Here is a 19,242-nt window from a genome sequence, read left to right as displayed (position 1 = left end):
TCATTGGCCAGACTCCAGCCCAACAGCTGTGTCACACCTTGCACCACCGCGCACAACACATTGGGTCTGCTGCGACAGCCTCTTTAAACCCGCCAGCTCACCATCGCGGAGAAGCTCACAAACGACACCGTCGTGGTGACCAAAATAATGCGGGCAATGCGTCCATTGTCTGCGCCAAAACGCTCGGCCAGTAACGACACGTTGCTGGCGCTGGGCAATGAGGCCACCAGCAGCAAGCAAGTCAGCGTAAATCCATCCAACTCCAGGCCCAGCGCGCGGGCTGTAACGCCACCCAGTAATATCAGCGCTGGGTGCACCAACAGCTTTAACCCAGCGACTGGTGCGTAGTGCGACAAGGGCATGGGGTGAGCGCTGGTCATTTGTGAGCGGGCCAATACCGCACCTATGGTGAACAAGGCCACTGGCGATGCGGCATTGGCCAGCAATTGCACGGTTTGATCAACGGGCTTGGGCAATTCAATTTGATAGGCACTGGCCAGCGCACCCAACAAAATAGCCCACGGCATAGGGTTGCTGGCAACGCCTTTTAGCGCTTGCTTGGCCGCACGCCCTGCGCCTGCCACGCCCGCACCATCCAGCCGTGACAAGGCCACGCACAACGAACTGGTGATCACCATGTCTATGAGAATGGTGGCAATCACCGGGCCCGCACTGGCCGCCCCCAAAATAGTCGCCAACAACGGCACACCCATGAAACCCGTGTTGGGAAACGCCGCTACCAAGGCGCCCAGCGAGGCATCGTTCCAGCCCATGCCGCCGCGCTTGGTAATGGCAATGGCCAGTGCCACCATCACCAAGGCCACGCTTAAATACAGGCCAAACACAACGGGGTTGAACAGCTGCGCAATGGGTGTGGTGGCACCAAAACGGTACAACATGCACGGCAAGGCGAAATACAGCACAAAACCGTTCATGCCGGGAATGGCGGGCAGTGCCAGCCACCCTTTGTAAGTGGCCATAAAGCCTGCCAGCACCAAGGCAAAAAACGGAAATGTGACAAGTAAGACGTTGAGCATGGCCGGTATTTTGGCAGGGTATTGCAGCGCGCGCTGTACCAGGCTGTCAACGAGGTGCCCCACCCGTTATCATCAAAGGCTTTGCCAAACACTGGCCTTACTCCCGTCTCATTTATGTCCGCAGGCCTCAATACCGCTCAGTTAGAAGCCGTTCACCACGTGAGCGGGCCCAGCCTTGTACTGGCAGGGGCGGGCTCGGGCAAGACGCGGGTGATTACGCACAAAATCGCCTACTTGCTGGAGGGCGGGCTGGGTGCCAGTCACATCGCAGCCATTACATTTACCAACAAGGCCGCCGCCGAGATGCGTGAGCGCGCCAGGCAACTGGCGGGCAAAGCCGCTGGCGATGTTCTGATATGCACATTCCACGCGCTGGGTGTGCGCATGTTGCGCCAGTTTGGCAGCTATGTCGGGCTTAAAGAGCAGTTTTCCATTTTGGACAGTGACGACGTCACCAAAATAATGAAAGACTGCGGCGGCTCTACAGACCTCGCAACAGCCCGCCAATGGCAATGGACCATCAGTGCCTGGAAAAACGCAGGCTTGAACGCCGAGCAGGCCCTGGCAGTAGCGGCAGACGAAGACCAGCGCGTGGCCGCCACCATCATGGCGCGCTACGAAGAGCGCTTGGCCGCCTACCAAAGCGTTGACTTTGACGACCTCATCAGCCTGCCACTAAAACTACTCAACAACCATGAGGTGGTGCGCCAACACTACCAGCAGCAGCTGGGCCACGTACTGGTAGACGAGTACCAGGACACCAATGCCACGCAATACGAGTTGCTGAAACTACTCGTGGGCGAGCGCGCACGCCTCACCGCTGTAGGCGACGACGACCAGTCGATTTACGGCTGGCGCGGTGCCACGCTGGACAACCTGAAAAAGCTGCCTGTGGACTTTCCGGCGCTGCGGGTTATCAAGCTGGAACAAAACTACCGCTCCACCTCAGCCATTTTGAACGCGGCCAACAACGTCATAGGGCCCAACCCCAAGCTCTACCCCAAAACACTGTGGAGTGACCTGGGCGATGGCGAGCCGGTGCGCGTGATTGCCTGCGACGCCGAAGACCACGAAGCCGAGCGCGCCGTGGCGCGTATCCAAAGCCTGCGCTCAAGTTCGCAACACAAGGCGTTTAAAGACTTTGCCATTTTGTACCGCGCCAACCACCAAGCCCGTGTGCTGGAGAAGGCACTGCGCAAAGCGCAAATTCCGTACAAGGTATCTGGTGGACAAAGCTTTTTTGACCGCGCAGAAATCAAAGACTTGTGTGCCTGGCTGCGCTTGCTGGTCAACAACGACGACGACCCCGCCTTTTTGCGCGCCATCACCACACCCAAGCGCGGCATTGGTCACCAAAGCTTGGCCCAACTGGGGCAGTTTGCCACCAGCCACAAGTTCAGCTTGTTTGAGGCCTTGTTTGCCAACTCTATAGGTAGCGCCTTACCCGCGCGCGCGGTGGCTGGCCTGCATGAGTTTGGCCGCTACATCAACGACCTGGAGTACCGCGCGCGCCAAACCTTGGGCAAAGAAGACGCCAAAGCGTTTTTGATGGAGTGGCTCAAAGACATTGGCTACGAGCAGTATTTGCTAGAAGGCGAAGACAACGAAAAAGCCGCTGCCACGCGCTGGAGCAACGTGCTGGACTTCATAGACTGGATGGCCCAGCGCTGTGGCGGTGAACTGGACGACACGGCAGGCGTAACAATGGGCAGCGACACCAAAACGCTGCTTGAGGTGGTGCAAACCATTGCCCTGCTGTCGACTATTTCCGAGCGAGAAAAAGACCAGGACATGGTCACGCTGTCAACGCTGCATGCCGCCAAAGGCCTGGAGTGGCCGCACGTGGTGCTGGCGGGTGTTAACGAAGGCTTGCTGCCGTTTAAAACAGACGACGACAGCCTCACGCCTGACGCCTTGGCACTGCGCTTGCAAGAAGAACGCCGCTTGATGTACGTAGGCATCACGCGGGCGCAGCGCACACTGGCGGTGAGCTGGCTGATGCGCCGCAAAAAAGGGCGCGAAACCGTTGCGGGCAAGCCCAGCCGTTTTATTGCCGAGATGGCATTGGACCAAGCCACCGTACGCGAAGACCCGCGAGAAAAACTACGCGCACTGCGCGCCGAGTTTGCGGCCAAAGCCCAACGCACGGCGGATGCGGCTGACGCAACTTGAGGAGGCCCACACCATGTCAAAACAACCCAATGTGCCAACTGCGGTCGCAGCATTTTTGTTGACGACTGTGTTGGCCCTATCGGCCGCACCTGTTGACGCCGCCACTGCCACACCAACCGCTAGCACGACAAGCCAAATAGGCGCTGCCTGCCTCAATGCGGGCGACGATGCCGCGCAACTGGCCTGCTTTCAAGCTTGGGCGCAAACGGTTTTAACGCCCACTGCAACGGCCGTCACGCCAACAAAAACAGCAACACCGGCGACAGCTCAAGCTGAAAAAGCCTTAGCAGCGCCAAACCCAGCCACCAACTGCGACAGTAACAACCCAGAGCACAATGCCTCAGCCTTGCAGCGCTTTTGGGAACTTACGCCACAAACCGATTGCGACACGTTTGGCCTGCGTGGGTACAAACCGCTAAGCCTCATGTGGTCTACCGCCACCGACGTGAACAAACAGCCCAGCTCACCCCAAACAGGCCACACGGCAGCTGTCGCACAGCCCTACCAAAACTACGAAAACCTCATTCAACTGAGCGTGCGTACGAAGGTGGCCAAAGGCTTGCTGGTTAGTGACGGTGTGCGCAAAGACGCGCTGTGGTTTGGCTATACGCAAAAGTCGTTTTGGCAGTTGTTCAACGCTGAACTGTCGCGCCCCTTCAGGGCCACCGACCATGAGCCCGAGATCATGTACATCTACCCCATCAACTACGACTTGGGCAGTGGTTGGAGCTGGCGCTACGCGGGCTTGTCTGTCAACCACCAATCCAACGGCCAAACGCAACCGCTAAGCCGCAGCTGGAACCGTGCTGTTTTGATGGCCGGCATAGACCACCCCAACGGCTCACGCATTGAAGCCAAGCTGTGGCGCCGCCTGCGTGAGAACCCGGCCCACGACGACAACCCCGACATCAGCACATTCATGGGCAAGGGTGAAGTCAGCGCCTTATGGGCCCTGTCACCCAAAACATCGCTTGGCATCACCGCACGCCATGGCCTAAGCGCTGGCGCCAAAGGCGCTGTACAACTCGACTGGTTTAAACAACCCAGCAACCAGGCCACACAACTGGGTGCCGCATCTGGCCTGCGCTACCACGTGCAACTGTTTAGCGGCTACGGCGACAGCCTGACCAGCTACAACCACAAACGCACGGCACTCAGGGTGGGGTTGAGCTTGGTGGACTGGTGATTCATTTGCAATAAGGCCTTCGCCGGGTACGTCAAGAAAAACGCCACCAAACGACTGGCGGCCATTGCCAAGCTGGCGTTTGATGTGATCCCACAAGACCCCTCCCGGGCGGAATACCGTTAGGGCGCAACACTGGGCGCAGATCGAAAGCACTGGTTCCGCGCCAAGTTCTTTCAGCAGTACCGCCTGTTTTTTCGGTACCACGCGGGCGCTAAGGTGATCGTCTACGCCTGGGTCAATGATGACGACACCAAGCGCGCCTACGAGAGCAGCGATGACGCTTACCGCGTCTTTCGAAAGATGCTCGAGACCGGCCACCCACCTGACGACTGGAATCAATTACTAAACCAGGCCGAACTTGCCAGCCATCGGCTAGTGCAAGCACTCAACAACTTGCACATACCGTGAGTACTTTGCAAAACGAACAAGGCGCTAACGAAAAAGCCCCAACCATCGCTGATTGGGGCTTTTGAACTTGGTGGCCTGGGACGGAATCGAACCATCGACACGCGGATTTTCAACGCTGACAAGAGTGCGAAAGAGTTAAATTTTTCAACTGGATTTTGCTTTGGAACAGATTGGTGTGCGAAATTCTGCAACGTTTTTTCTACAAAACATTTAGCACACTGCTGCTGCGCTCGCACCATTTGCACTATGCCTCTCAGCACTGCACTAGCGTGTCTAAGCTGCACAAGCTGCTTGAGCGTAACTGTGCAGCTATCAGCGGTTTTGCTACGGTTGTGCAAGTGACGTTTTGAAAGACACTTAGTCTTGCTCACTTCGCAGCTTGTACAGCTTGCAGACTCTGCCTCTGTAGTGCTCTACGCTTTTGCTCACGCTGCTTGTTGGATAGCGCCAAACGCTGCGCTGCAATCTCTGCCGCAAGCTCAGCCTTTGCGTGTTTGACTTTGTCTTGCAAATGCTGAATGCGCATCTGCGCAAGCGTTTGTGTCTTTGCAGTAGTGCGTGCACGCTTGGCTGCACGCTGCTTGCTGCCTTGCTTTGTGTTGCTGGCAGCATCACTGCTAGACGAAGCTGGCTTTGATTGCGCTGCGCTCTGTGATGTCGTTTTGAATTCCTTGTACTGCATGGAGTATTTATCAACGCAGCACAAGACAATCTACAGAGCGACTTTGATTGCATCGCTTGCATCAACGCTTAAAGCCAAGCTTCAATTTGTCTGATGCAACATCGATTGCAGCATCTAGCTCACCGTTTAGCACCGCAGCTTTAATCAGCTCTAACGTTGGCACAAGCTCTTGTGTGCTTGCTACCTCAACGCTCCACCTGCCTTTTGCTAGCTCAAGCACTTTTGTACCGTAGCGCACGCTCAGTGCCAACTTACCGTTGTCTGCCGTAAACCACCACGCCTTCACTGTCTTGTACTGCTCCACTTGCTTTCGCATACCATCTGCGTCCGTAACAGTCTTGAACTTGATTGGTTTGTATGTTGAGCCGAGTTGTTGGGCTTTCGCCAACTCAGCTTGCTCGAACAAACGCTTCGCCAGTTTGTTGCGTCGCTGCTGTATTGGAGTTACGTGCGAGGGCTTTTGTGCTGCTGTGAGCTTTAGAGTGCCAAGTGTTGCTGTCATGTTGCTGTGTTCCTATGCAGTTGCAATACAGCTAGTGTGTTGTCACCACCACAACTTGAGCAACCGAAAAAGGCGATGAGCGTCAAAGTGCCACACATGCACTGCACTGCACTGCAGCACTTATTGCCAAACAACGCTTCAGTTTCGCCAAGGTTTTGTTTGGCAGATGCTAAATACTTGCATGAACAAACAAGAACAGCAATATCAAATTCGAGTAAGTGCATTGCGTGACACTGAAGCAACTGATGCGTGGCTAAAGCAAAGAGGCTTAGCTGCAGCGACGTTTGCAACGACAGACGCACTACTCCTTAAAGCACAAGCAGCTGCGAAGCGAACACTTGGCATTCACGCAGAGCATGCGCAGCTTGAGCTTATAGACAGTAAGCAAGCTACGGTACTCGGCGACTACCTCAAGTGCATCCAGAACAAACGCAAACGAGCGCGACTGAGCGACAAGCGTGCCTACCAAGTGCTCAACATCTGCACACGAGCTAACAAGCGATTGTTCAGGCAGCACAGACAGAACAAACACTAAGGCAAACACCAAGGCAACACCACGCAGATAAAGCACTGCGCTATCAAAGGCTAAAAACGCAAAGGGAAATATGACGGCTAATGACTTTGCAATCACTACACAGTTGGCATGAAGGCTGTGTAGAACGAGAGTGCCGCTGAGTATCTGCAAAGCAAACCAATGCTGAAGCAGTTTGGAAGTTTTAATACATACGTCTTCCGTCAAACTCACTCATGCTTGTACTGCGACGGACTTTATACGGAACAGACTACAACGACAGCTACTGTTCGCACACTGTGCGACATAGCCGTCGTTTGCTCGAAACATTTCCAAAACAGTCATGTCAAAAGACAGAAGAGCACAGCAGAGAGCGACGAGCGAACTGCTAGCAAGCAGCTGCTTGCTCTTACTTGCCAATGAAGTGTAAGCACTTCACAAACAGCACCGAGTGCAAATCACCACCTCACTTCTGTAAGTACTTCACCGCAACTTTTTGCGCAGCAGAAATATTTGAGCTGCAGATGAATTTGTGAGCACAGCGAGCACAACACGCAAACACGTCAAATCCTTCGTCTAAGCGCATAAAAGAGGTGCATGAAGAGCTGAGCAGCAGCACATATATCAAAACGCTTGCAGAGCGCAGCAGCGTTCAGCTAAATACACAGCCAAAGAGAACACACAAAGTTCGTGAACCAAGTGCTAGTGCGTTGAAAACCTACAACTCATCAAAGCACCGCCAAATTGAACGGACTTGGTTGCTCAAACACTGGCAATGAAAACACACTAACAACACTGAAAATCTTTGAGGAACACAAATGGCTGCAGCTAAATCACTAACCAGCGCGGAACTTGCGCACACACTCGACTACATCAGCACACGCAAGTTTGCAGCACGCGATAGAGCGATGCTGTTGATGATGGTGATGAGTGGTTTGCGTGTGAGCGAGGTGGCAGACTTGAAGCTGTGTGATGTACGCGATGCGAACGGCACGGTTCGAGCAGAAATATATCTAGGTGCTCACCGCGTCAAACACAACCATGCACGCACTGTGTATGTGAGCACACGACTGCAAGAGGAACTGCAGTGCTACATCAACTCGCGCAAGTGGTACGAGGAGGAGCAAGCACTGTTCACAACTTACAGTGGTGCACGCAAGGGATTCAGCGCCAACGTGCTGTCACAGCACTTTTACTGGTTGTTCAAAGCTGCTGGCATCAAAGGTGCAAGCAGTCACAGTGGACGCAAGACGTTTTTAACGTCACTCGCAAGTCAAGGTGTCAGCGTGTTTGTGCTTGCTTCACTTGCTGGTCACAAGAGCATTGCAACCACACAGCGTTACATCACTGTCAATGATGATGTGAAGCGCAGAGCTGTCGAGTTGGTTTGAGCGTGGTTTAAAACGACACAGCTACGACAAGGGGAACTTGCCCTTTGCTGTATTGCCAATGATGCGCTTGGCTTGCGTGACATAGCGGTGCACAGTAGCCCCAAGCGTGTTACGTCCACTCAATCTATCGCCACTATCGTCACTCGTCGCGTCTTTGATTGCAGCTCTGTTTAGCTTCAGCTCTGCAGCTATTTGCCACAGTGCCAATTTATCTGCTTTGCTGCGTGCTTGATTGTCTATCCACAAGTCATAAACAGCCAATGTGTTTTGCAAACCATTAATGGTGTAGTTGCGCTCTAGCGCATATAGAGCAGTACTGTGTTCTTTCAGCTTTGCAATAGATGGACGTCCACGTTTAACGTCTGTGTGTCGTTTATCTAATAGCTTGCCGAACGCAGACTTGATAGAACGCTTGCTCATCTCCAAAGGTACAGCCACCACAAGCACATCATCAGCGTGCCAACTAGCTTGCCACTGCTCAGCGCTTGCCAACTCGCCAAAACGCACTGCCAAATGTTGCTCAGCGAATAGCGTTACTCCCCTATCGTTACTTGTCCACCACTCGTGGAAGTTGTCGTTTCGAACGTCACCAAAGTCAGCGTAGAGCTTTGCAAGCTTACCTTTGCCACCACGCTCACAGCACGCTATGTAGTCAGCGTTACGACGCAAGTACTGCCACCACCAATAGTAAGGGCTGCGCTGCTGATTACCAATCGACAAACGACTGCTTTGCTTACCAAAGCGTGGAGTTGGTGCTGAAAAATATCTTCTCATATTCTTAACATCTAATACTAGCACGTAAGACGTTTATGGCTGTAAAACGTTGATTTTAATATAATTATTACATCGCAAGCAATAATGCAAACGATAATTTTTTACACGATATTTTGGAGATTTTTATGCAAGTTACCACCAAATCAGCTGTCGTTTCAAACGACACACACACTTCAGCAACAGCTACCAATGAGGCAGCATTTGACATGACAGCTGCAGCTTCACTGCAAGCAATGGAGAACAAACGCACGCAATGGCAAAACAACGCTTTTCGCACAAGCAACCAACAGCTGTATAGCGTACTTGCTGACTGCTTGTCTTATGGAGCTCCTTTGGAGGTGTCTGCTGCGAAGCAGCGTGCCAATGAACTGCAAGCGTTTTTAAAGGAACGCAAGCTAGTCGTTAAACGTGAAAGTCCACTGATGACACGTATCGTTAAAGCAGTATTTGGCGATGTAGACAGACGACGTGTTAGCACGTACTCGCTTGTGCTGCGAAGTGCACAGAAGGAAGGTGTATTGCCAAGTGCTTTGGCAGATTGGATTGAACAGCGTGGTGGCATACAAGAAGTTCGCTTGTCAAAGAGTGCCACGTACATCAGTCCAAAAATCAAAGCAGAAATGATGCAAGAACATATCTCAAGCATGCCAATACTTGGAAGCGTTAGCTCTAAACAGCTGAGTGAAATGAGCGACAGCAACTATGTTGGCGAAGAGTGTGTGCTGATTGCAGAGCAGCAAGCAGATGGCAGCTTTGCAATCAAGTCAATCGTTCGCTCAGCGACTGCACTGAACGCTGCACTGCTGTCGATGTACAGCGAAAACGCTGAAGCTTTCAAGCTAGCAGCTTAAACATAACCAACCAACAAATCAACAAACGAAAGACAAACATGAACAAATTTGAATATACCCCTACCACCATCGACGAAATTGTCTTTGGAAACGACGAATCACGCGAACTGATTGAAGACATTGTCAGTGGCAGCTTACCTTTTCCATACGAAGGCAAGAGTGGCATTTTGCTGTATGGCACATTTGGCAGTGGTAAGACAACGCTTGCACGCTTGCTACCTTCTGCTATCGAATTTGGCAAGACACAAGACACGTTGGCAATGGAGGCTGAGTTTTTTGGCTGTCAGCAAGGGCATACAAACACGACGATTATGGAGTCTGTGAAAAAGATGATGAACGTGCAATCTTTGAATGCGAGTGGTTTGCACTACTTGATTTTTGATGAGGTGGATAACTTGAGCAAGCTCGCACAAGGCAGCATGAAAACAGTGCTCAACAACAAGCGTGCTGTGTTCATCCTCACCACCAACAACATCGCAGCGTTAGACAAGGGTTTGAAGGATAGATGCGTGTTGATAGAGATGAACGCAGCAGCAGATGCTGAGTTTTTGCCAATCGCTCGACGCATGGCAAGCGATGCAGAAGTGGTTTTAAACGACAGTCAACTGTTAGCTGCCATCAGTGGCAACAATGGCTCGTTTAGGAATGTGATGTTCAGCTTGCAGCGTTTGATGCTAAAAGTGCAGCGCGGCAATGCAGCTGCGAGAGCAGCACTCAACAGCATCAAACAAGCTGCTAGCAAGTAGTCCTAGTCAGACAACAAAAAAGCCACTAGCTCAACACTAGTGGCTTTTTATTTGGACTTTGGCACGCTACACAGCAACGACATGGTTTGATGACGACTTTGGCGAGCGTGCCTCTTGCAACACAACGCGAATAAACGCTACGAATATTCCAAGAAACAAACCACCAAGCAAACCAAACAACGCATTCTTCACCGCAGCTTTTAGCGCATCAACGCTGCTACTGCTCACTTGTGGCGCTCTGATGACTTCGTACAACGAGCCAACTTTCCCTAGCTTTGCAGCACGTGCCATAAGATTGATTCTGTCCAATGTCTGTGCATAGTTTGAGAGCTCAGACACCACGTAGCTAACGCTCTTGTCTAGTGCCTCACGATTACTGATAACTTGCACGCTGCGCGGCTGGCTCAATGCATCAACAATAGCTTCAATACGCTGCTTTTCAGTTGCAAGCTCAGCGGCTTCAAAAGACAACTCTTTGCGCTCCTTCAGCAAGTCTTGCTTGTACTTCGCATCAGATAGTTCGTCGCCAATACGCATAAGTTTTGTCAAGAAGTCGTCGCCAATTTGAGGCGATAAATTGCCATTTTTGTCTGCAGCATTTTGAGTACTCGCCGACTTCGTCTCAGCACTGTCCGTGTACTCGCGGTAGACGCGATTGATCACGTCAGACTTGCGCTCGGCTTCTGCAATTTTTTCTTCTAACTCTCGTTGTCGACTGCTCAAGTACAAACTTGCCGCCTCAGCGTTAGATCGTGGCGGCGCAATGAGGAACGTTCGCTGCAGCGTACTCAAGTGAAAGTTTTCTAAGTTCAGTATGAGCTTGCCAACATCACCAACTGTGCTTTGAGTTTGTTCGTCTTTTAAAACTGCTACGACAGCATCTTGCTGTAACGCAAGTGCAGCCACTTTTAATTGTCTCGCAAAGTCGCGTAGGTAGTCACCAACGACGATGTACTCAGCAGTATCAAGTAGATACTGATCCAACTTGCTTGGCACTACAACCTCAAGATCCAACACGCCGTACTCTTGAATACTCACAGAAGCCCACTGCTTAGGAATATCTGCCAACACTTTCTGTGCAACCGCTTTGGACACTTTTGCAGCTGAGTCTCCACTCCACTGCAGCATCAAAAATCTGCCATTGCTGTTTCGTGTTTCTTGTTGATACTGCTCATCCAATTTTTGACGATCAAGTGCGCTTAGCTTTTTTTCACTAAAAAGATCCGCGTACTTAGCGTCCATTGCAGCTTGGTTAGGTATCCACGGATAAGCGTTGACTGCAGATACAAACTCCTCCAACTCAATGTCGTAGTCATCCAGGCTGTTTGCTCGATACACCCTTGAGAGCACTTTGCTCGCAATCACATCTGTTGGTGCGTACTTGGAGCCGTTTGGATACTCGCCAAGCTCTGCACCTTTGAAGTTCAGCTTGACATGCACAGTAGCAACCGTGTTGGTGAATGAGCTTGCTTGCGAAAAGAGTCCTTGCACACCACCAACAGCAAAGCCAAGAACCACAAACACAACAACGACTAGCCGTTTACTCCAAAGGTTAGTAAAGAACCTACCTAGATCAATTTCGTCTGAAGACTCAAATCGCTGCTCGTTCATGCCATACCTCTAGTGATCTCTTTTATTAGAAAGAACACTGAGGCACCAAAACCAACAACAGCAGACACAAGAGCGAGCTTTGCTCCAAAGGTAAATTTGATTTTTTTCATTGCTAAGTCGTTCTAAAAACAGCGCCTAGCGTAAGCTCGTAAACATAGCGTCTAGCAATATTTAGCGCCGAAAACAGTGATGTATCAGCATAAAAATCTTTTAACGTTTTGTTTTTTATTGAAATACTGTTTTTGCATTTAGTTTTTACTTTGACCATGAAATGACTGCATCATCGCAGCATGTTTTTTGAGACAGCTGCAAGAGTTTTGTCAGCGCAATCGTTTGAACGAAGCGTTTTGGCAGTCAGTAGACGTGACGAGTTAACAGTTCTGCTTGAACTGTTTCGCGTTCATCCGTCTGCGCTCATGCTCAAGTCTTTAAATGTGATGTGCCAATCATCCTTGCCAACACTCAAGCGAAGCGTGGAACGCTTGGAGCGCCTTGAGCTCATAGAGCGTCAACATGGACATGACAAGCGTGCGAAGTACTACTGTCTGAGCAAACGCGGTGTTATCCAAGTGCGCCAGTACTTGAAGCAGCTTGAAGGATCGTCTTAGAGTTGTGGTTTTAAACGACAGCTTCAAGCCAACTTCTCAGCTGCCATAGTCGCTGTGAGCTTGCTGTAGTGCCTCTCAATCATCGCTGCACTGTTGCCAAGCTGCTTGCTGAGTGTGTGTATGTCTGCACTACCCTCCAACAGTGCAAGCGTGGCGTAGGTATGGCGTATTGAGTACAGCGTGCGACTCTGCCCTTGTGTGTTCTTGAGCATGCCACTGTCACGCATCAGCTTGCGAAACGTGCCAACCAAGCTGTGTGGCTGATGTCCATCGCTGTATCTGAACAGCAGTTGTTGCACTCGCGCTGCAAACAGGGTTTCAAACGACATCTCACAAACATCCCTTTGTCTAGCGTGCAGCCGTTGCAGCGCATGGACGGCTGCGTGTTTGGCAATCAACCATCTGCTGCCAGTTTTGCCACTCACGTGTATGCGCAAGTAACGCACACCATCCTTTGTGTGCCACTCTATGTCGCGCCAACGTATGTTCATCGCCTCTGTGCCGTGCCTCATGCCAGTAAAAAGCAGCAGCTCCACGTAGTCACGCAGCAAAGGGCGAATTTCACGCTCTACGGCTTTGACACCTTGTGTGCACCACTGCTCCATAAACGCCAGCAGTGCCGTCATCTCGTCGCCACTGAATGCTGCTCGTGTAGTGCCCTTCATGCCCTTGCTTGTGAGTTTTGGCAGTGGTACTCGCTCACTGATGTAGCCACGCTCTACAGCTGTTGCAGTCAATCTGCTCCAAGCACTTGTGAAAGTGTTGAGCGTGCTTGTCTTTGGTGCCCTAGACAGCCGTCTATCTCGCCACAGCTCAAACTCGCGTATGTCTGTGTGCGTCAATGATTCAAACAAGCGTTCGCCAAAGTACGGCACAAAGTAGCGCTCGATGATGCTCAAGTAATCGTTGAGCGCAGTCTTCTTGCCTTTTGCGTCTATCTGCTGCCGCAGCTCAGCACAGCAAACAGCTGCAATCTGTGCAACAGAGTGTGCACGGTGTGCTAAACCAAGACGCTGTCGATAGCGTGATTCATCGTAGATATCACATGCGCGAGCAATGGCATGTTCTAGAGCTGCTTTGCCAGTGCTAGCTCTTGTCCAAGTTCCGTCGCTTAGCTTGTAGCGACATTGGTACTGCAAGCTGCGGCTGCGTTTGTAGATGACAAGCTCACCATCACGCAAGCGAATGGTGGTGGTTAGTGTGCAGTGGTGAGTGTTGGCTAGCTTGTGCATCGTCTACTGCGCAGCACTAGCAGAATGAGATGCACAAACAAAAACACCGTAGTCTTTTGCAAGACTACGGTGAATATTTGGTGGCCTGGGACGGAATCGAACCATCGACACGCGGATTTTCAACGCTGACAAGAGTGCGAAAGAGTTAAATTTTTCAACTGGATTTTGCTTTGGAACAGATTGGTGTGCGAAATTCTGCAACGTTTTTTCTACAAAACATTTAGCACACTGCTGCTGCGCTCGCACCATTTGCACTATGCCTCTCAGCACTGCACTAGCGTGTCTAAGCTGCACAAGCTGCTTGAGCGTAACTGTGCAGCTATCAGCGGTTTTGCTACGGTTGTGCAAGTGACGTTTTGAAAGACACTTAGTCTTGCTCACGCTTCGCAGCTTGTACAGCTTGCAGACTCTGCCTCTGTAGTGCTCTACGCTTTTGCTCACGCTGCTTGTTGGATAGCGCCAAACGCTGCGCTGCAATCTCTGCCGCAAGCTCAGCCTTTGCGTGTTTGACTTTGTCTTGCAAATGCTGAATGCGCATCTGCGCAAGCGTTTGTGTCTTTGCAGTAGTGCGTGCACGCTTGGCTGCACGCTGCTTGCTGCCTTGCTTTGTGTTGCTGGCAGCATCACTGCTAGACGAAGCTGGCTTTGATTGCGCTGCGCTCTGTGATGTCGTTTTGAATTCCTTGTACTGCATGGAGTATTTATCAACGCAGCACAAGACAATCTACAGAGCGACTTTGATTGCATCGCTTGCATCAACGCTTAAAGCCAAGCTTCAATTTGTCTGATGCAACATCGATTGCAGCATCTAGCTCACCGTTTAGCACCGCAGCTTTAATCAGCTCTAACGTTGGCACAAGCTCTTGTGTGCTTGCTACCTCAACGCTCCACCTGCCTTTTGCTAGCTCAAGCACTTTTGTACCGTAGCGCACGCTCAGTGCCAACTTACCGTTGTCTGCCGTAAACCACCACGCCTTCACTGTCTTGTACTGCTCCACTTGCTTTCGCATACCATCTGCGTCCGTAACAGTCTTGAACTTGATTGGTTTGTATGTTGAGCCGAGTTGTTGGGCTTTCGCCAACTCAGCTTGCTCGAACAAACGCTTCGCCAGTTTGTTGCGTCGCTGCTGTATTGGAGTTACGTGCGAGGGCTTTTGTGCTGCTGTGAGCTTTAGAGTGCCAAGTGTTGCTGTCATGTTGCTGTGTTCCTATGCAGTTGCAATACAGCTAGTGTGTTGTCACCACCACAACTTGAGCAACCGAAAAAGGCGATGAGCGTCAAAGTGCCACACATGCACTGCACTGCACTGCAGCACTTATTGCCAAACAACGCTTCAGTTTCGCCAAGGTTTTGTTTGGCAGATGCTAAATACTTGCATGAACAAACAAGAACAGCAATATCAAATTCGAGTAAGTGCATTGCGTGACACTGAAGCAACTGATGCGTGGCTAAAGCAAAGAGGCTTAGCTGCAGCGACGTTTGCAACGACAGACGCACTACTCCTTAAAGCACAAGCAGCTGCGAAGCGAACACTTGGCATTCACGCAGAGCATGCGCAGCTTGAGCTTATAGACAGTAAGCAAGCTACGGTACTCGGCGACTACCTCAAGTGCATCCAGAACAAACGCAAACGAGCGCGACTGAGCGACAAGCGTGCCTACCAAGTGCTCAACATCTGCACACGAGCTAACAAGCGATTGTTCAGGCAGCACAGACAGAACAAACACTAAGGCAAACACCAAGGCAACACCACGCAGATAAAGCACTGCGCTATCAAAGGCTAAAAACGCAAAGGGAAATATGACGGCTAATGACTTTGCAATCACTACACAGTTGGCATGAAGGCTGTGTAGAACGAGAGTGCCGCTGAGTATCTGCAAAGCAAACCAATGCTGAAGCAGTTTGGAAGTTTTAATACATACGTCTTCCGTCAAACTCACTCATGCTTGTACTGCGACGGACTTTATACGGAACAGACTACAACGACAGCTACTGTTCGCACACTGTGCGACATAGCCGTCGTTTGCTCGAAACATTTCCAAAACAGTCATGTCAAAAGACAGAAGAGCACAGCAGAGAGCGACGAGCGAACTGCTAGCAAGCAGCTGCTTGCTCTTACTTGCCAATGAAGTGTAAGCACTTCACAAACAGCACCGAGTGCAAATCACCACCTCACTTCTGTAAGTACTTCACCGCAACTTTTTGCGCAGCAGAAATATTTGAGCTGCAGATGAATTTGTGAGCACAGCGAGCACAACACGCAAACACGTCAAATCCTTCGTCTAAGCGCATAAAAGAGGTGCATGAAGAGCTGAGCAGCAGCACATATATCAAAACGCTTGCAGAGCGCAGCAGCGTTCAGCTAAATACACAGCCAAAGAGAACACACAAAGTTCGTGAACCAAGTGCTAGTGCGTTGAAAACCTACAACTCATCAAAGCACCGCCAAATTGAACGGACTTGGTTGCTCAAACACTGGCAATGAAAACACACTAACAACACTGAAAATCTTTGAGGAACACAAATGGCTGCAGCTAAATCACTAACCAGCGCGGAACTTGCGCACACACTCGACTACATCAGCACACGCAAGTTTGCAGCACGCGATAGAGCGATGCTGTTGATGATGGTGATGAGTGGTTTGCGTGTGAGCGAGGTGGCAGACTTGAAGCTGTGTGATGTACGCGATGCGAACGGCACGGTTCGAGCAGAAATATATCTAGGTGCTCACCGCGTCAAACACAACCATGCACGCACTGTGTATGTGAGCACACGACTGCAAGAGGAACTGCAGTGCTACATCAACTCGCGCAAGTGGTACGAGGAGGAGCAAGCACTGTTCACAACTTACAGTGGTGCACGCAAGGGATTCAGCGCCAACGTGCTGTCACAGCACTTTTACTGGTTGTTCAAAGCTGCTGGCATCAAAGGTGCAAGCAGTCACAGTGGACGCAAGACGTTTTTAACGTCACTCGCAAGTCAAGGTGTCAGCGTGTTTGTGCTTGCTTCACTTGCTGGTCACAAGAGCATTGCAACCACACAGCGTTACATCACTGTCAATGATGATGTGAAGCGCAGAGCTGTCGAGTTGGTTTGAGCGTGGTTTAAAACGACACAGCTACGACAAGGGGAACTTGCCCTTTGCTGTATTGCCAATGATGCGCTTGGCTTGCGTGACATAGCGGTGCACAGTAGCCCCAAGCGTGTTACGTCCACTCAATCTATCGCCACTATCGTCACTCGTCGCGTCTTTGATTGCAGCTCTGTTTAGCTTCAGCTCTGCAGCTATTTGCCACAGTGCCAATTTATCTGCTTTGCTGCGTGCTTGATTGTCTATCCACAAGTCATAAACAGCCAATGTGTTTTGCAAACCATTAATGGTGTAGTTGCGCTCTAGCGCATATAGAGCAGTACTGTGTTCTTTCAGCTTTGCAATAGATGGACGTCCACGTTTAACGTCTGTGTGTCGTTTATCTAATAGCTTGCCGAACGCAGACTTGATAGAACGCTTGCTCATCTCCAAAGGTACAGCCACCACAAGCACATCATCAGCGTGCCAACTAGCTTGCCACTGCTCAGCGCTTGCCAACTCGCCAAAACGCACTGCCAAATGTTGCTCAGCGAATAGCGTTACTCCCCTATCGTTACTTGTCCACCACTCGTGGAAGTTGTCGTTTCGAACGTCACCAAAGTCAGCGTAGAGCTTTGCAAGCTTACCTTTGCCACCACGCTCACAGCACGCTATGTAGTCAGCGTTACGACGCAAGTACTGCCACCACCAATAGTAAGGGCTGCGCTGCTGATTACCAATCGACAAACGACTGCTTTGCTTACCAAAGCGTGGAGTTGGTGCTGAAAAATATCTTCTCATATTCTTAACATCTAATACTAGCACGTAAGACGTTTATGGCTGTAAAACGTTGATTTTAATATAATTATTACATCGCAAGCAATAATGCAAACGATAATTTTTTACACGATATTTTGGAGATTTTTATGCAAGTTACCACCAAATCAGCTGTCGTTTCAAACGACACACACACTTCAGCAACAGCTACCAATGAGGCAGCATTTGACATGACAGCTGCAGCTTCACTGCAAGCAATGGAGAACAAACGCACGCAATGGCAAAACAACGCTTTTCGCACAAGCAACCAACAGCTGTATAGCGTACTTGCTGACTGCTTGTCTTATGGAGCTCCTTTGGAGGTGTCTGCTGCGAAGCAGCGTGCCAATGAACTGCAAGCGTTTTTAAAGGAACGCAAGCTAGTCGTTAAACGTGAAAGTCCACTGATGACACGTATCGTTAAAGCAGTATTTGGCGATGTAGACAGACGACGTGTTAGCACGTACTCGCTTGTGCTGCGAAGTGCACAGAAGGAAGGTGTATTGCCAAGTGCTTTGGCAGATTGGATTGAACAGCGTGGTGGCATACAAGAAGTTCGCTTGTCAAAGAGTGCCACGTACATCAGTCCAAAAATCAAAGCAGAAATGATGCAAGAACATATCTCAAGCATGCCAATACTTGGAAGCGTTAGCTCTAAACAGCTGAGTGAAATGAGCGACAGCAACTATGTTGGCGAAGAGTGTGTGCTGATTGCAGAGCAGCAAGCAGATGGCAGCTTTGCAATCAAGTCAATCGTTCGCTCAGCGACTGCACTGAACGCTGCACTGCTGTCGATGTACAGCGAAAACGCTGAAGCTTTCAAGCTAGCAGCTTAAACATAACCAACCAACAAATCAACAAACGAAAGACAAACATGAACAAATTTGAATATACCCCTACCACCATCGACGAAATTGTCTTTGGAAACGACGAATCACGCGAACTGATTGAAGACATTGTCAGTGGCAGCTTACCTTTTCCATACGAAGGCAAGAGTGGCATTTTGCTGTATGGCACATTTGGCAGTGGTAAGACAACGCTTGCACGCTTGCTACCTTCTGCTATCGAATTTGGCAAGACACAAGACACGTTGGCAATGGAGGCTGAGTTTTTTGGCTGTCAGCAAGGGCATACAAACACGACGATTATGGAGTCTGTGAAAAAGATGATGAACGTGCAATCTTTGAATGCGAGTGGTTTGCACTACTTGATTTTTGATGAGGTGGATAACTTGAGCAAGCTCGCACAAGGCAGCATGAAAACAGTGCTCAACAACAAGCGTGCTGTGTTCATCCTCACCACCAACAACATCGCAGCGTTAGACAAGGGTTTGAAGGATAGATGCGTGTTGATAGAGATGAACGCAGCAGCAGATGCTGAGTTTTTGCCAATCGCTCGACGCATGGCAAGCGATGCAGAAGTGGTTTTAAACGACAGTCAACTGTTAGCTGCCATCAGTGGCAACAATGGCTCGTTTAGGAATGTGATGTTCAGCTTGCAGCGTTTGATGCTAAAAGTGCAGCGCGGCAATGCAGCTGCGAGAGCAGCACTCAACAGCATCAAACAAGCTGCTAGCAAGTAGTCCTAGTCAGACAACAAAAAAGCCACTAGCTCAACACTAGTGGCTTTTTATTTGGACTTTGG

Annotated in this window: 20 protein-coding genes and 1 pseudogene; 12 read left to right on the top strand and 9 right to left on the bottom strand. The window is 50.4% G+C overall.

The genetic code is table 11. The annotated features are described in order from the left end of the window. Positions 1–83 precede the first annotated feature (83 nt). Entirely contained in the window at positions 84–1,037 is a 954-nt protein-coding gene (locus LN050_10250) for an AEC family transporter (protein UFS57388.1), read from the bottom strand. 114 nt (positions 1,038–1,151) lie between these two features. Here LN050_10250 and LN050_10245 point away from each other — a divergent pair, with 114 nt between their 5' ends. The 3 genes and pseudogenes from LN050_10245 (at position 1,152) to LN050_10235 (ending at position 4,803) form a co-directional block, all read left to right on the top strand. Continuing rightward, entirely contained in the window at positions 1,152–3,209 is a 2,058-nt protein-coding gene (locus tag LN050_10245) for a UvrD-helicase domain-containing protein (GenBank protein UFS56116.1), read from the top strand. Positions 3,210–3,222: 13 nt separating this feature from the next. Beyond that, entirely contained in the window at positions 3,223–4,395 is a 1,173-nt protein-coding gene (locus tag LN050_10240; protein UFS56115.1) for a phospholipase A, read from the top strand. Between the two features lie 24 nt (positions 4,396–4,419). After that, positions 4,420–4,803: pseudogene (locus tag LN050_10235) on the top strand (type II toxin-antitoxin system YhaV family toxin). Positions 4,804–5,170: 367 nt separating this feature from the next. Here the strand turns inward: LN050_10235 and LN050_10230 are convergent. Both LN050_10230 and LN050_10225 read right to left on the bottom strand, forming a co-directional pair. After that, positions 5,171–5,485, bottom strand: a complete 315-nt coding sequence (locus LN050_10230) for a hypothetical protein (protein ID UFS56114.1) — start codon at positions 5,483–5,485, stop codon at positions 5,171–5,173. 61 nt (positions 5,486–5,546) lie between these two features. Continuing rightward, positions 5,547–5,987, bottom strand: a complete 441-nt coding sequence (locus LN050_10225; GenBank protein ID UFS56113.1) for a hypothetical protein — start codon at positions 5,985–5,987, stop codon at positions 5,547–5,549. A gap of 181 nt (positions 5,988–6,168) precedes the next feature. On the opposite strand from LN050_10225, the gene LN050_10220 reads away from it, so the two are divergent. Beyond that, complete coding sequence (locus tag LN050_10220; protein ID UFS56112.1) at positions 6,169–6,522, top strand: hypothetical protein; 354 nt, start codon at positions 6,169–6,171, stop codon at positions 6,520–6,522. 794 nt (positions 6,523–7,316) lie between these two features. Further along, complete coding sequence (locus LN050_10215) at positions 7,317–7,889, top strand: site-specific integrase (protein ID UFS56111.1); 573 nt, start codon at positions 7,317–7,319, stop codon at positions 7,887–7,889. 21 nt (positions 7,890–7,910) lie between these two features. On the opposite strand, the gene LN050_10210 is transcribed toward LN050_10215, so the two are convergent. Then, a complete protein-coding gene (locus LN050_10210) occupies positions 7,911–8,609 on the bottom strand; it encodes a hypothetical protein (GenBank protein ID UFS56110.1) in 699 nt (232 codons plus the stop codon). Positions 8,610–8,788: 179 nt separating this feature from the next. Here LN050_10210 and LN050_10205 point away from each other — a divergent pair, with 179 nt between their 5' ends. Together LN050_10205 and LN050_10200 are read left to right on the top strand one after the other, a co-directional pair. Further along, positions 8,789–9,514, top strand: coding sequence for a hypothetical protein (locus LN050_10205; protein UFS56109.1), 726 nt, complete (start codon positions 8,789–8,791; stop codon positions 9,512–9,514). 38 nt (positions 9,515–9,552) lie between these two features. After that, positions 9,553–10,260 carry an AAA family ATPase gene (locus tag LN050_10200; GenBank protein UFS56108.1) on the top strand — a complete coding sequence of 236 codons (708 nt, stop codon included), beginning with the start codon at positions 9,553–9,555 and terminating at the stop codon, positions 10,258–10,260. A 66-nt stretch (positions 10,261–10,326) separates the two neighbouring features. On the opposite strand, the gene LN050_10195 is transcribed toward LN050_10200, so the two are convergent. Continuing rightward, positions 10,327–11,871 (bottom strand): hypothetical protein, encoded by a 1,545-nt coding sequence (locus LN050_10195; GenBank protein UFS56107.1) that lies wholly within the window; start codon positions 11,869–11,871, stop codon positions 10,327–10,329. Between the two features lie 416 nt (positions 11,872–12,287). On the opposite strand from LN050_10195, the gene LN050_10190 reads away from it, so the two are divergent. Further along, the gene (locus LN050_10190; GenBank protein UFS56106.1) at positions 12,288–12,479 is read left to right on the top strand and encodes a hypothetical protein; all 192 of its coding nucleotides are present in this window, start codon (positions 12,288–12,290) and stop codon (positions 12,477–12,479) included. Between the two features lie 23 nt (positions 12,480–12,502). Here the strand turns inward: LN050_10190 and LN050_10185 are convergent, their stop codons facing one another. The 3 genes from LN050_10185 to LN050_10175 form a co-directional block, all read right to left on the bottom strand. Beyond that, a complete protein-coding gene (locus tag LN050_10185; GenBank protein ID UFS56105.1) occupies positions 12,503–13,378 on the bottom strand; it encodes an integrase in 876 nt (291 codons plus the stop codon). Between the two features lie 700 nt (positions 13,379–14,078). Beyond that, positions 14,079–14,405: a hypothetical protein gene (locus tag LN050_10180; protein ID UFS56104.1), complete on the bottom strand. Its 327-nt coding sequence runs from the start codon at positions 14,403–14,405 to the stop codon at positions 14,079–14,081. A gap of 61 nt (positions 14,406–14,466) precedes the next feature. Next, entirely contained in the window at positions 14,467–14,907 is a 441-nt protein-coding gene (locus LN050_10175) for a hypothetical protein (protein UFS56103.1), read from the bottom strand. A gap of 181 nt (positions 14,908–15,088) precedes the next feature. Here LN050_10175 and LN050_10170 point away from each other — a divergent pair, with 181 nt between their 5' ends. Then, positions 15,089–15,442: a hypothetical protein gene (locus tag LN050_10170; GenBank protein ID UFS56102.1), complete on the top strand. Its 354-nt coding sequence runs from the start codon at positions 15,089–15,091 to the stop codon at positions 15,440–15,442. A 794-nt stretch (positions 15,443–16,236) separates the two neighbouring features. Next, on the top strand, positions 16,237–16,809 hold the full coding sequence (locus LN050_10165; protein ID UFS56101.1) for a site-specific integrase: 573 nt from the start codon (positions 16,237–16,239) through the stop codon (positions 16,807–16,809). Positions 16,810–16,830: 21 nt separating this feature from the next. Here the strand turns inward: LN050_10165 and LN050_10160 are convergent, their stop codons facing one another. Further along, positions 16,831–17,529, bottom strand: coding sequence for a hypothetical protein (locus tag LN050_10160; GenBank protein UFS56100.1), 699 nt, complete (start codon positions 17,527–17,529; stop codon positions 16,831–16,833). A gap of 179 nt (positions 17,530–17,708) precedes the next feature. Here LN050_10160 and LN050_10155 point away from each other — a divergent pair, with 179 nt between their 5' ends. After that, a complete protein-coding gene (locus LN050_10155) occupies positions 17,709–18,434 on the top strand; it encodes a hypothetical protein (protein UFS56099.1) in 726 nt (241 codons plus the stop codon). Positions 18,435–18,472: 38 nt separating this feature from the next. Next, complete coding sequence (locus LN050_10150) at positions 18,473–19,180, top strand: AAA family ATPase (GenBank protein UFS56098.1); 708 nt, start codon at positions 18,473–18,475, stop codon at positions 19,178–19,180. Positions 19,181–19,242: the final 62 nt, after the last annotated feature.

This window comes from Comamonadaceae bacterium M7527, from assembly GCA_021044545.1.
Classification (GTDB): Bacteria; Pseudomonadota; Gammaproteobacteria; order Burkholderiales; family Burkholderiaceae_C; genus RS62.
Note: the sequence above shows the minus strand (reverse complement) of the source record. Positions and strands in the feature narration are given on the sequence as shown.

Coding starts and splice junctions, on each gene's coding strand:
- LN050_10225 (UFS56113.1), bottom strand. CDS start 5,987: ATGACAGCAACACTTGGCACTCTAAAGCTCACAGCAGCACAAAAGCCC.
- LN050_10170 (UFS56102.1), top strand. CDS start 15,089: ATGAACAAACAAGAACAGCAATATCAAATTCGAGTAAGTGCATTGCGT.
- LN050_10195 (UFS56107.1), bottom strand. CDS start 11,871: ATGAACGAGCAGCGATTTGAGTCTTCAGACGAAATTGATCTAGGTAGG.
- LN050_10250 (UFS57388.1), bottom strand. CDS start 1,037: ATGCTCAACGTCTTACTTGTCACATTTCCGTTTTTTGCCTTGGTGCTG.
- LN050_10155 (UFS56099.1), top strand. CDS start 17,709: ATGCAAGTTACCACCAAATCAGCTGTCGTTTCAAACGACACACACACT.
- LN050_10240 (UFS56115.1), top strand. CDS start 3,223: ATGTCAAAACAACCCAATGTGCCAACTGCGGTCGCAGCATTTTTGTTG.
- LN050_10190 (UFS56106.1), top strand. CDS start 12,288: ATGCTCAAGTCTTTAAATGTGATGTGCCAATCATCCTTGCCAACACTC.
- LN050_10230 (UFS56114.1), bottom strand. CDS start 5,485: ATGCAGTACAAGGAATTCAAAACGACATCACAGAGCGCAGCGCAATCA.
- LN050_10175 (UFS56103.1), bottom strand. CDS start 14,907: ATGACAGCAACACTTGGCACTCTAAAGCTCACAGCAGCACAAAAGCCC.
- LN050_10245 (UFS56116.1), top strand. CDS start 1,152: ATGTCCGCAGGCCTCAATACCGCTCAGTTAGAAGCCGTTCACCACGTG.
- LN050_10220 (UFS56112.1), top strand. CDS start 6,169: ATGAACAAACAAGAACAGCAATATCAAATTCGAGTAAGTGCATTGCGT.
- LN050_10205 (UFS56109.1), top strand. CDS start 8,789: ATGCAAGTTACCACCAAATCAGCTGTCGTTTCAAACGACACACACACT.
- LN050_10150 (UFS56098.1), top strand. CDS start 18,473: ATGAACAAATTTGAATATACCCCTACCACCATCGACGAAATTGTCTTT.
- LN050_10180 (UFS56104.1), bottom strand. CDS start 14,405: ATGCAGTACAAGGAATTCAAAACGACATCACAGAGCGCAGCGCAATCA.
- LN050_10200 (UFS56108.1), top strand. CDS start 9,553: ATGAACAAATTTGAATATACCCCTACCACCATCGACGAAATTGTCTTT.
- LN050_10215 (UFS56111.1), top strand. CDS start 7,317: ATGGCTGCAGCTAAATCACTAACCAGCGCGGAACTTGCGCACACACTC.
- LN050_10165 (UFS56101.1), top strand. CDS start 16,237: ATGGCTGCAGCTAAATCACTAACCAGCGCGGAACTTGCGCACACACTC.